Origin of the sequence: Prochlorococcus marinus str. MIT 1214 (genome assembly GCF_027359355.1) — a bacterium.
GTDB classification, from domain to species: domain Bacteria; phylum Cyanobacteriota; class Cyanobacteriia; order PCC-6307; family Cyanobiaceae; genus Prochlorococcus_B; species Prochlorococcus_B marinus_F.
Map to the genome: position 1 here is coordinate 325,510 of NZ_CP114777.1, position 12,811 is coordinate 338,320.

Annotated in this window: 11 protein-coding genes; 9 read left to right on the forward strand and 2 right to left on the reverse strand. The window is 31.6% G+C overall.

Translation table 11 applies throughout. From position 1 onward, the window contains the following. The first annotated feature begins 280 nt into the window (after nt 1-280). Nucleotides 281-1,879, forward strand: coding sequence for a glucose-6-phosphate isomerase (locus O5639_RS01750; protein WP_420063664.1), 1,599 nt, complete (start codon nt 281-283; stop codon nt 1,877-1,879). A 3-nt stretch (nt 1,880-1,882) separates the two neighbouring features. Here the strand turns inward: O5639_RS01750 and leuS are convergent, their stop codons facing one another. After that, entirely contained in the window at nt 1,883-4,471 is a 2,589-nt protein-coding gene (gene leuS / locus O5639_RS01755; RefSeq protein WP_269624796.1) for a leucine--tRNA ligase, read from the reverse strand. Nucleotides 4,472-4,606: 135 nt separating this feature from the next. Here leuS and dapF point away from each other — a divergent pair, with 135 nt between their 5' ends. From dapF to O5639_RS01775, 4 genes are read left to right on the forward strand one after another with little or no spacing between them, the layout of a single operon-like run. Beyond that, complete coding sequence (gene dapF / locus O5639_RS01760; protein ID WP_269624798.1) at nt 4,607-5,461, forward strand: diaminopimelate epimerase; 855 nt, start codon at nt 4,607-4,609, stop codon at nt 5,459-5,461. A 12-nt stretch (nt 5,462-5,473) separates the two neighbouring features. Further along, nucleotides 5,474-6,655, forward strand: a complete 1,182-nt coding sequence (locus O5639_RS01765) for a cysteine desulfurase family protein (protein ID WP_269624799.1) — start codon at nt 5,474-5,476, stop codon at nt 6,653-6,655. A gap of 7 nt (nt 6,656-6,662) precedes the next feature. After that, a complete protein-coding gene (locus tag O5639_RS01770) occupies nt 6,663-7,286 on the forward strand; it encodes a DUF1995 family protein (RefSeq protein ID WP_269624800.1) in 624 nt (207 codons plus the stop codon). Nucleotides 7,287-7,290: 4 nt separating this feature from the next. Then, entirely contained in the window at nt 7,291-8,526 is a 1,236-nt protein-coding gene (locus O5639_RS01775) for a D-alanyl-D-alanine carboxypeptidase (protein ID WP_269624801.1), read from the forward strand. On the opposite strand, the gene coaD is transcribed toward O5639_RS01775, so the two are convergent. Then, nucleotides 8,523-8,999 (reverse strand): pantetheine-phosphate adenylyltransferase, encoded by a 477-nt coding sequence (gene coaD, locus O5639_RS01780; protein WP_269624802.1) that lies wholly within the window; start codon nt 8,997-8,999, stop codon nt 8,523-8,525. The two genes, O5639_RS01775 and coaD, sit on opposite strands and share 4 nt — an antisense overlap. Nucleotides 9,000-9,066: 67 nt before the next feature. Between coaD and O5639_RS01785 the strand changes: the two genes are divergently transcribed. From O5639_RS01785 to O5639_RS01800, 4 genes are all read left to right on the forward strand, one after another. Continuing rightward, complete coding sequence (locus O5639_RS01785; RefSeq protein ID WP_269624803.1) at nt 9,067-9,549, forward strand: flavin reductase family protein; 483 nt, start codon at nt 9,067-9,069, stop codon at nt 9,547-9,549. 18 nt (nt 9,550-9,567) lie between these two features. After that, nucleotides 9,568-11,490 (forward strand): excinuclease ABC subunit UvrC, encoded by a 1,923-nt coding sequence (gene uvrC / locus O5639_RS01790; RefSeq protein ID WP_269624804.1) that lies wholly within the window; start codon nt 9,568-9,570, stop codon nt 11,488-11,490. A gap of 92 nt (nt 11,491-11,582) precedes the next feature. Continuing rightward, a complete protein-coding gene (gene hemJ, locus O5639_RS01795) occupies nt 11,583-12,146 on the forward strand; it encodes a protoporphyrinogen oxidase HemJ (protein ID WP_269624805.1) in 564 nt (187 codons plus the stop codon). A gap of 5 nt (nt 12,147-12,151) precedes the next feature. Then, entirely contained in the window at nt 12,152-12,811 is a 660-nt protein-coding gene (locus tag O5639_RS01800; protein WP_269624806.1) for a PHP domain-containing protein, read from the forward strand.

A 12,811-nucleotide genomic window follows, 5' to 3' on the forward strand; every position in this document is an offset into this window, starting at 1 on the left:
TAAGAATTATTTACAACTAAATATATGACCTTTAGGAGAAATTACAATATATAAATATAAAGACATATTTAACAGTAATGAAAGTTAAATCAATATTTAGATATCGTCAACGTTGCAAGAAAATTACTATCTAGTTTATTTACATCCCTATTTGTCAATTACTAAACATTCGCCATTTGAAACCATTCTTGCCTAATATAAATTAAATCAATTTGTTTAACGGTTCTCTTTTGAGAATACCTGCTAACAGAACTCATTAAGGAGTATTCTCTTATCAATAATGGCAATAACTGACATCTTCCAGATGAATAACAACGATAAATGGATAAGGTACTGTGACCTTTTATTTAGCGATGATTTATTAGGTTTTTGGTTAGACATAAGCAGAATGGATGTCGAGAAGAGCGATTTTGAAAAATTTAAGGACATTTATTCCAAAGCTTTTGATTCTGTAGAAAGTCTAGAGAATGGTTCGATTGCCAATATTGATGAAGGTAGACAAGTTGGTCATTACTGGCTTCGAAATCCGCAGATTGCTCCAACTCAGGAAATGTCAGATTCTATTTCCCATGAAATTCAAGCTATATCAAAGTTTGGGGCATCAATATTAAATGGTGAGATAACTAACAGCGATGGACAAAATTATACAGATGTTTTTTGGATAGGTATAGGTGGTAGTGGTTTAGGTCCTTTACTTATTAAAGAGTCATTTAAGAGAGAGTCAATTGGATTGAATCTACATTTTCTTGATAATGTTGACCCTGAGGGGATTTTCCACAAATTAAATTCAATTCTTCCTAATATTGAATCAACTTTGTTTGTAGTTGTTAGTAAATCTGGGGGTACTCCCGAACCTTTAATTGGAATGGAGCAAGCTATGAAGTTTGTTTCTGATAACAACCAGAACTGGTCATCTCGGGCAATAGCAATTACATCAAAAGGTAGTAAGTTGGATCTTTTAGCAGTTAATGAAAATTGGTTAGATGTTTTTGATTTACCTGATTGGGTTGGCGGAAGGACAAGTATTACCGGAGCTGTTGGATTATTACCTGCTGTCCTTATAGGCGCTGACATAAACAAGTTTTTAGATGGTGCGTCCAAAATGGATGCACTAACTAGAGTAAAAGACATTAAAAATAATCCAGCAGCACTTTTATCCTTAGCTTGGTTCAAATCCGGAGATGGAAAAGGGTTAAGAGATATGGTGGTACTTCCCTATAGAGACAGATTAGAAGTTTTCAGTAGATATCTTCAACAACTTGTTATGGAATCTTTAGGCAAGAAGTTTGACAGAGATGGAAATCAAGTTAATCAAGGTATTGCAGTTTATGGAAATAAAGGTTCTACTGATCAGCATGCATATGTTCAGCAATTAAGAGATGGTGTTGATAATTTCTTTGTGAATTTCATTGAAATTCTTCACGATCCTTCAGAGATAGTTGAAGTTAAAAATAAAAGACCAGGAGACTATTTATCAGGATTTCTTCAAGGAACTCGTTCAGCATTGACTGAAGGAGGAAGACAGAATCTTACTATTACATTTAAATCATTTGATGAATCTAGTCTTGGAGCTTTAATTGCATTATTTGAACGAGCAGTAAGTTTATATTCAGAATTGATCAATGTTAATGCTTACAATCAACCTGGAGTTGAAGCGGGGAAAAAAGCCGCAACAAATATAATTAATCTTCAAAAAGAAATTGAAGATCTTTTGGATGATGGTAAGGAAAGAACATTAAATGAAATCAATAATGCTTTGTCTTCTGATTCAACTGAGTCGATTTATTTAATTCTTAGAAAACTTTCAGAAAATTCTGATCATTATTCAATGAGTGGTAATCAATCAAATCCAGATAAACTAATTATTTCAAAAAATTAAAATCTAAATAACTATATTTACTAATTTATTTGGAACAACAATTATTCGTTTTGGCTTTTTCCCAGCTATCCATTTTACAGCTGCCTCACTTTTAATTGCTATATCCTCTAATTCGTCTTTAGATAGATTTTTACTAGCATCGATTGATCCTCTAACTTTTCCATTTATTTGAATCATAAGCTTAAAGATATCTTGTTCAATTGCAGTTGGGTCATATTTTGGCCACAACTGAAGATGAATACTTTCTTTCTTTCCGATAGCCTTCCATAGCTCCTCTGCAATATGAGGTGAGAATGGAGATGTTATTTTGATTAATAATGAAATAACTTGATTTAATGTTTCATCACTACAGTAATTTACTATTGAACTTAGCCCATTTACAGCTTTCATAAGTTCAGATATTGCTGTATTAAATTGAAGATTATCTAGATCATCACTAATTTCTTTGATTGCAATATTTATGAGACGTAATGCTTCATCGTCTTTTAACTTTTCTTTATCAATTTTTAATCTTGAATTACTCTTAGTTAGTTTTAAAGTATTAATAACAAATTTCCATAGTCTTTGTATAAATCGATATTGACCTTCAACATCTGAGTCATCCCATTCTAAATCTTTTTCTGGAGGTGCTTTAAAAAGTATAAACATTCTCGCTGTATCTGCTCCATATTTATCTATAACTAATGATGGGTCTACTCCATTATATTTTGACTTTGACATCTTTTCATAGATGATATCGATTCTCTCTCCAGTAATTGGATCTTTTGGATCATTAATATCACTAATTTGATCTTTTGAAAAATATTTATTGGTATTTGGATTTTTATAGGTTACAGCTTGAACCATACCCTGAGTTAATAGTTTCTTAAAAGGTTCATCGATATTTATTAATCCACAACTCTTTAGGGCCTTGGTTAAAAATCTTGAATATAGTAAATGTAAGATTGCGTGCTCAATACCACCAACGTATTGTTTAACAGGAAGCCATTTATCAATTTCACTTTTTATAAATGGAATTTCACTATTTTTTGGGTTTATGTATCTTAAAAAGTACCAAGATGAACACATAAAAGTATCCATTGTGTCTGTTTCTCTTGTTGCTTCAATTCCACATTTAGGACAGCAAGTATTTATCCATTCTGTATTTGTAGTTAAAGGTGACTTTCCTTTTCCAGTTAATTTAATATCAACAGGTAGAGAAACTGGAAGATCTTTGTCTGGGACTCTTACTTGACCACACTTCTTACAATTAATAATCGGAATTGGGCAGCCCCAATATCTTTGTCTAGATATAAGCCAATCCCTTAATTTATATGTGATTCTTTGTTTTGCCCAATTAGCATTGGAACCTAATTCAAGTATCTTTTTTTTTGCAATATCAGAATCAATTCCATTGAATGTATCAGAATTGATCATGATTCCCTTATCTACATACTCAGAATTTAAATAACTATTATCTTCATCATTTTTGGGTTTTATTACATAATTAATTGGTAAATTATATGATTTGGCAAATTGATAATCTCTACTATCATGTGCTGGAACTCCCATGACTGCTCCAGTTCCATATTCCATTATGACATAATCGCCAATCCAAATAGGTATCTCTTTATTATTTGCTGGATTTACTGCATTTACTCCTAAATACATTCCATTTTTTTTTCTACTATCTGAATTACGTTCTAAATCACTTAGCTTTTCTTGAGTTCTTCTAAATTCTTTTAATTTATCAATATCCTTATTATTTATTAATTGATCAATTAATGGATGATCTGATGCTAGTACAAGATAACTTACTCCATAGACTGTATCGATTCTTGTAGTGAAAGCGGTTATTTTCTGATTATAATTTTTTAAATCAAATGTAATTTCTGCACCGATAGATTTACCAATCCAATTTTTTTGCATAACCCTTACTCGATCTGGCCAGTCTTTAAGCTTATCTAAATCCTTATTTAGATCTTCGGCGAAACTAGTTATTCGTAGAAACCACTGGTTTAATTCTTTTTTCTCAACTTTTGCTCCAGATCTCCAAGATTTACCATCAGCATCAACTTGTTCATTAGCGAGAACAGTTTGGTCAATTGGGTCCCAATTCACTGTTGCTTTTTTTTGATAGGCTAGATTATTTTTATGTAATTGATTAAATATATATTGAGTCCATTTATAATAATCTTCTTTGCAAGTGGTAACTTCTTTAGACCAATCTATTGATAATCCAAGTCGATCTAATTGATCTTTCATTTGTGTAATATTTTTATCTGTCCATGTAGATGGACTTGTTTCTCTCTCTATTGCTGCATTTTCAGCTGGTAAACCGAATGCATCCCATCCCATTGGATGAAGAACGTTATAACCTTGCATTTTTTTATATCTAGCCAGTACGTCTGTGATCACATAATTCCTAACGTGCCCCATATGTAAAGAACCGGAAGGGTATGGGAACATTGACAAGGCGTAAAAAGTATTTTCTTTGCTTACCTCAGTATTTGTTCTATATAGCCTTTGATTAGCCCACTCTTGTTGCCAATAAGCTTCTATTTCACGAGGCTCGTAATTCTGGTCAATAATCTCTGAAGTAGTATTATTCAAGGAAGATCTCCTTCAGTAGTTGTTTTGCCAATCAAATAATGTTCTCATAAATTGATGCCCAATATGCAAATAGTTCTGAAATTACTACCAAGAACGCTTAATTTCCTAAAAACTTAGTTAAACAAACTTTAAATCATGAAAAATAATTTCTCAAAATATCATGGACTTGGTAATGATTTTATTATATTTGATGCTCGTGATAATAACTTAGACAACTTATTTACTGAAAATAAAGATAACTTTATTGAACATCTATGTAATAGAAATTTTGGCATCGGAGCTGATGGAATTATTCTTATATTAGAGTCCAATGATAAATGTTTTGTGAGAATGAAGATATTTAATTCTGATGGCTCTGAACCAGAAATGTGTGGCAATGGTATAAGATGCTTGATTGCTTATCTAAATGACAATAAGGAAATTAAAAATTCTTCTGCGATACCAATTGAAACTAAAGCTGGTCTGATTCATACCTCTATTCAAGATAATCAAAATATTAAAGTAAATATGGGAGAACCTATCCTTTCTCCTCAAGATATACCTACAAAATTGTTAATGAATAATTTAACAGTTCCTAATGGAAAGATTAAAATAAATGATCAAATATTAAATATTTATGCTGTTAGTATGGGGAATCCACATATGATCGTATTTGTTAATAAAATTGACAATATACCCTTTAAAGCTTGGGGAAGATCACTTGAAAAACACAATACATTTCCCAACAATACAAATGTTCACTTTGTTGAATTAATTGATAAATCAAATATTAAAGTTAAAGTATGGGAAAGAGGTTGCGGGCCAACCTTAGCTTGTGGTACAGGAGCTTGCGCGTGTGTGGTCATAACATCTAAGCTAGGTAAAACATTAAATAAGGCTAATGTTTATTTACCCGGCGGCAAATTAGAAATTGAATGGCCCAATCAAGCGGGTCCAGTTTTAATGCAGGGCCCTGCATTAAAAGTATTTAGTGGAGAGATAGATATTTAATCACTCTTAAAAATGAACAATATTTATCTCGACGCATCAGCGACAACTCCACCACATATAGATGTTATTAATAAAATAAAGGATATTCAATTTGAATGCTGGGGGAATCCATCAAGTATCCATAAAGTTGGGCTTATAGCAAGAGAGATTTTGGAAAGATTTAGATTATCAATTGCTAATAAATTAAAAGCTTCATCTGACGAAATTTTTTTTACATCTGGAGCAACTGAGTCAAACTATCTTGCTCTTAAAGTTGTATCTAATAATCTTAATAAAGGCAGACTTATTATAAGTAGCGTTGAACACCCTTCTATTAATTTAATTGCCAATCAACTACTTAATGACGGATGGGATATTCAATACTGGCCTGTAGATCGTTATGGAATTATTGACTTAGATCATTTGGAGGAGATGTTATCTCCTCCAACAAAATTGGTTTCTATAATCTGGGGCCAAAGTGAGATTGGTTCCATTCAGCCCATAAATCTCATAGGTAAGGAATGTAAAAAACGAAATATACTTTTTCATACTGATGCTACACAGGTCCTCCCTAGCGGCCTTATTGATTTGAGTAATTTAAATGTTGATATGCTTAGTGCCTCTGCTCATAAACTTCAAGGCCCTAAAGGTATTGGATTATTAATGTTGCGAAAGGGAGTTCGAGATTTATTACTGAATGATCCTTCATATGGATTTAAGAATGGCTCTATAAGATCAGGTACTGAGTCAGTTCCCCTTATTGCAGGTTTTTCGACAGCAATTGACCTACTAAATGAATATATAGAAGTTACTGATTATCAAACTTTATTTCCTGAGAATAATGTTTCCAAGATGACTTCTCATTTAAAAAAAAATCTTGTTAAAAATGAACAACTTACTTTTATTGGCCCTCATAAAGAACGACTACCAAATAATCTTTCATTTCTTTGTCATACAAAGTCAATGATTCCAATACAAGGTAGAGAAATTGTTCGATTATTGTCACAACATGGCGTTTATATAAGTAGTGGTAGTGCCTGCTCATCATCTAGTCAAGGGCCAAATCCCATACTGGTAGCAATTAATGTTGACAAACCACTTCAAGAATCTGGATTAAGAATAACTATTGGTCCATGGATTTCAAATGATGATATTAACTCTGTTTCAAATATAATATATCAATCATTGCAATCTTTAGAACCTAAAAAACAATGATCATCAAATGAAGAATAAGCTCCCCTCAGACCTTAGAGAGGCAGAATCAAATGTATATGAATCAATTCAAAGTTATTTTTTAAGTAATTCTGAACAATCTTTTCTTTCTATCAACCTTAAATTTGAAGGATTAAGAATTAATCCAATAATTTTTCGTTTATCTAATAAACTAACTGAAATTAAATTTGATAATATTTTATTGTGGGCAGACGCTGGTGGAGCGGCTCTTGCTAAAAGAGATAATCCTGAATTGGCCAATAAGATTTTTACATTTAAGGAGTTTATTAATTCTACAGAGTTATTAAATTCAGTACTATTAGTTTGTTCCCCTCAACCATACGATATTGAGATGTTTGAGCAAGTTTGTTCCCGAACTAATTCAACGGTAATTATGATTAATGGTAAGTTGGAAGATCCAATAGTAGGAATAGGAAGTGTCGGTAGGGAAATGAGAAAAAGGTTCGCTGAAAAATGGAAAGTAATTTATTATGTTCAACCATTATCTTTGGGTGCATTATTAAAAAGATTTCCTGGTAGTTGGGAGCTTTTTAAACTCAACTCTAATGGATATTCCTTTGTTAAGTCATTTGATAAACGTCCTGACGATGAAACTATAATCCTAAACTTATAACTCCATGAATAAGAAATTTTGTTTTTATATTGGGTTAATCTTATTATCAATAAATATAGTTAACGGTAATTTATTCTCATTATATTCATACATCAGACAAAGGCATAATATTAATACTATAAGTCCTGAAAAGTTTAATATATGTAAGTCTTTGCAAAATAAACTGGAGGATTATACATATAACTTTAACTCCAATATCAGTATCAGTATTCTAGAAGATTCTGGCGATTTTATTGTAGATATTAATGGCGAAATACCCAGAATACCTGCTTCTAATCAGAAGATTCTTTCTAGCGCTTTTTCTTTAGATATTTTAGGACCTTATTATACTCTAAATACATCTTTAAATGTTATGAATGATGGAGGCTTATACATAGAAGCTTCTGGGGATCCAGATTTTAATAAACGTCATCTAGAAGAATTAATTAATGATCTTAATAATACGAATTATAATCCTAATTTAAAAATTCCAATAGTAGTTAAAAGTAGTAATCCAAAAAATTGGTGGCCTTCTAGCTGGTCGTATGCCGATAGAAAAGAAGAATATGGTGCACCTATTACTAAGTATTCAATAGCTAGTAATGCAAGTATTAATTCTTTAAATAATCCAATTGATCATTTCATTTATGAGTTAGAGAATGCTCTAAGAAAAAAGAACTTATCTACAAAATATTTTGTGAAATCCGTACATGAAGACTATCCTATTGATTATATTTCGACAATTAAAGTTATCAATTCTGCTCCTTTATATATTTTACTAAATCTTGTTAACTCTGAAAGTCATAATTTTACATCTGAAGTTATTTTTAGACATTCATTAAATGACTGGTCTCATGATTTTCCAAATCTAAAATACAGTAATTGGATAAATGATCAAAACTTTAATTCTGATAATTTTATTTTTGCAGATGCTAGTGGTTTATCAAGAATGAACAGAGTAACTACATATGGTTTATCTCAGTTTTTGAGAAGAATGAAACTCAACAGATTTTCTGACTATTATTTCTCATCATTTTCACTATTAGGTGTTAGGGGCTCGTTAACTAATGTAAATGCTCCAGTAAATCTTAAGGGAAGAATTTTGGCTAAGTCCGGAAGACTTAATAATGTTAGATCCGTTTCAGGTATTATATTAGGAGACGGTAAAGTTTTTAGCATTATAGTTAACAATATGGATAATTCGACAAAACATATAATGAACATATTATCAATAGTAGATAATACTGAAAATTGTAATTAATTAGTATTTAGTTCCAAAAGATCTTTGGCTATAAATTCAGGCACCATATGCCGTATTTCGCCACCAAATCTTGCGACTTCTTTAACTACAGAACTACTTAAAAAACTATGATGTGTTTCTGTCGCGAGAAAAATTGTTTCGTATTGATTATTTAGAGACCTATTTGTATGAGCAACCTGTAATTCATATTCAAAATCACTCATGGCTCTTAAGCCTCTTAAAATAAGATCCGCATTATGTTCACGAGCACAATCCACAGTTAGCCCTTTAAAAGCTATTGTTCTACAACCTGGTATATCTCTGGTTGCATTTTTAATCTGCTCTATTCTTCTTTCGCAGGAGAAAGTAGCTTTTTTTGAAGGATTTTCTAATACTGCAATGAGAACTTCTCCAAATAAATCACTTCCTCTTTGAATTAGATCAAGGTGTCCAAACGTTAAAGGGTCGAAGCTGCCAGGATAAAGTGCCTTCATGGTTTTTTAACTTTAAAAAAGTCCATTTCTTTCATAGAATCTCATATATATAAACGTATCAAAGCGCATGACTCTTGATCAGGATGCCAAAAAAGTTCTTTTGCGCAAAATCCCTCATGGATTATTTATATGTGCAGTAAGAGAAGGAGATGAAATAAATGGTTTTACTGCTAGCTGGGTAACACAAGGATCATTTACGCCACCATTAGTTGTAATGGCTGTTCGCGCTGATGGATCTAGTCATGGAATTATTCAAAGAACTAAGATGTTTTCTCTCAATGTTTTGAGAGAAGATCAAAAGGATCTAGCAGCTGTGTTCTTTAAGCCGCAAAAAGGATTAGGTGGACGATTTGAAGCTTGTAAATTCTCTTATGGAGAGTTTGGTATGCCCTTAATCGAAGATGTAATAGGTGGAGTTGAATGTGAAGTTATTTCGGGGGTAGAACACGGTGACCATACAGTCTTTGTCGCTGAAGTAAAGAGTGCAGTATTGAATAAAGATGGATCTGCTTTAAATTTAGCGAGTACAGGTTGGAACTATGGCGGCTAATTTAACGAGACATGATCGGTGGAATTAACGCCGTTAATTAAGGACAAGTCAAGACTAACGAATTTTTTGAAGGATATACCAAACGATCCTGGTTGTTATTTGATGAAAGATCGTGAGGATAGATTGTTATATGTTGGTAAGTCAAAAAAGTTAAGAAATAGAGTTAGAAGTTATTTTCGATCCAGTGATGAATTGAGTCCAAGAATCTCTTTAATGGTTAGGCAAGTTGTAGATATTGAGTTGATAGTTACTGATACCGAAAGTGAAGCCTTAACTCTTGAATCAAATTTAATAAAATCTAATCAACCCTATTTTAATGTTCTATTAAAAGATGATAAGAAATATCCCTATATTTGTATAACCTGGGGTGATAAATATCCAAGAATTTTTTTAACTAGGAAAAGACGGGAAAGACAGAAAAAAGATAAATATTATGGTCCATATGTTGATGTTTATTTACTTAGACAGACCCTATTTAGTATAAAAAAACTGTTTCCTCTTAGACAAAGAAGAATTCCTCTTTACAAAGATAGAACGTGTCTTAACTATTCAATTGGAAGATGTCCTGGCGTTTGTCAAGAAGAAATTAGTTCAGAAGATTATAAAAATACACTAAAACGAGTTGAAATGATATTTCAAGGGAGAACTGAAGAATTGAGACTTTTATTAGAAAAACAGATGCATTCTTTATCAGATTCATTGAAGTTTGAAGAAGCTGGATCTGTCAGAGATCAGTTAAAAGGTATAGATAAATTGTATGAATCTCAAAAGATGATTATTCCTGATTCATCTGTATGCAGAGATATAATCGCATTGGCAACAGAAGAGAATATATCCTCTATTCAAATTTTTCAAATGCGCTCAGGAAAATTAATTGGAAGACTTGGATATTTCTCAGATAATAATAATCTCAGTACTTCTCACATACTTCAAAAAGTTGTAGAAAATCATTATTCAAATGTTGATCCGATTGAAATACCTTCAGAAATATTAGTTCAACATCAATTACAAAATACAGATATAATATCGGATTGGCTAAGTGAATTAAAAAAGCAAAAAGTTAATATAACAATCCCAAAAAGATCTAAGAAGGCGGAAATTATTAAATTAGTAGAAAAGAATGCAAATATGGAGTTACAAAGAATTAGACAATCTCATGACAAAAATTTAGTTGAGCTTGACGATTTAACCAATATACTAGAGTTACTAAAAATTCCAAAAAGAATTGAATGTTATGATATTAGTCATATTCAAGGTAGTGATGCTGTCGCTTCTCAGGTAGTATTTATTGATGGTATTGCGGCTAGACAACATTACAGAAAATATAAAATTAAAAGTTCAAATATAAAACTAGGGCATAGTGACGATTTCGAATCAATGGCTGAAGTTATTACTAGGAGATTTAAAAGATGGGCTCGTTATAAAGAGGATGGAGGTGATATGAATAAACTATCAAGTAATGAATCTAGTGTTTTAGACAAGGATAATTTGAATGATTGGCCTGATTTAGTTGTAATTGATGGAGGTAAAGGTCAATTAAGTTCGGTATTAGAGGCTTTAGAAGAGTTGAATCTAGATCAAAATATAAATCTCATATCTTTAGCCAAGAAGAAAGAAGAGATATTTATTCCAAATGTTAAACAATCATTAGACACTGACCCTAATCAACCTGGAATGCTTTTGTTAAGAAGAATTAGAGATGAAGCTCATAGGTTTGCTATTACCTTTCACAGACAAAAAAGAAGTCAACGTATGAAACGCTCTCAATTAAATGAGATACCAGGATTGGGACCACAAAGAATCAAATTATTATTGGAGCATTTTAGATCAATAGAGGCTATTCAAATGGCATCTCTTTCCGAACTTTCATCAGCACCAGGCTTGGGATCATCTACTGCTGGTGTTATTCGAAATTATTTTCACCCAAATGAAAATAAATAATCTATTGATAAATTATTAACGAAAATGGGACAGTTAATCTTTATTATAGTAATGTATAGAGTGATATGAAGGTACGAAACATTTTATAGAATATGATTTTTTCACCAGAGACATATTTATGGTTTAAATCTTTTCATATTATCGGTGTAGTTGTTTGGTTCGCTGGCTTATTTTACCTAGTCAGATTATTTATTTATCATGTAGAAGTCCAAAATGAGAAAGAAGAAATAAGGGATGTATTTAATAAGCAATATACATTAATGGAAAAAAGACTAGCTAATATTATAACAACTCCTGGCATGATTTTAGCTGTCATTATGGCATCTGGATTATTATATATGCAGCCTGTATATCTTACACAAACATGGATGCAGATTAAATTATTGTTTGTCACTTTTTTACTTATTTATCATTTTTATTGCTATAAAATCATGAACGAATTAACTAATAATCAATATAATTATAGTGGACAGCAACTCCGCGCTTTGAACGAGTTGCCGACACTATTATTAGTAGTTGTTGTAATGCTTGTTGTATTTAAAAACCAGTTTCCAACTAGTGCAGCAAGTTGGTTAATATTTGGCTTAATTCTCTTTATGGCTGCAAGTATACAGTTTTATGCTAAATGGAGAAGAAATAGGAAACAATTCACTTAGTTAGTATGTCTGATATTGATTCTACTGAATTAATTAACATAATTAAATCAATTACTAAGAATAGTTGTCCAAATTCTATCAACTTTCACATGCATTCAACATTTAGTGATGGAAGTTTGACTGCTAAACAAATTTATTCCCAAGCAATTGAATTAAATATTGATCATTATGCAATTACAGATCATCATTCAGTTAATGCATATATTGAATTAAGCAAAATTAGCGACTCTATATATAAGGAGAGATCAAATTTTCCTAAACTTTGGACTGGTATAGAAATTACTTGTCTATTAAAGGGGTGTTTAGTTCATGTTTTAGGTCTTGGTTTTGATCATAATTCAAAATACTTATTACCTTATGTTGATCATAAGGCTGCCATTGGTAATGAGTTATTAGCTTCGACAGTAGTAGATTCTATTCATAAAGCTAATGGAATTGCCGTTTTAGCTCATCCCGCTAGATATAAGCTTCCATTTGATCTCTTGATTAATGAAGCATCAAAACTTGGTTTTGATGCTGTTGAAACTTGGTATAACTATGAAAGAGCACATAATTGGATCCCATCAGAGTTTGTATGCGATAAAATATTTGATTGCGCAAACTCTTATTCATTATTATCAACCTGTGGTACCGACAGCCACGGACTATCTCTTCTTAGGCGTTAA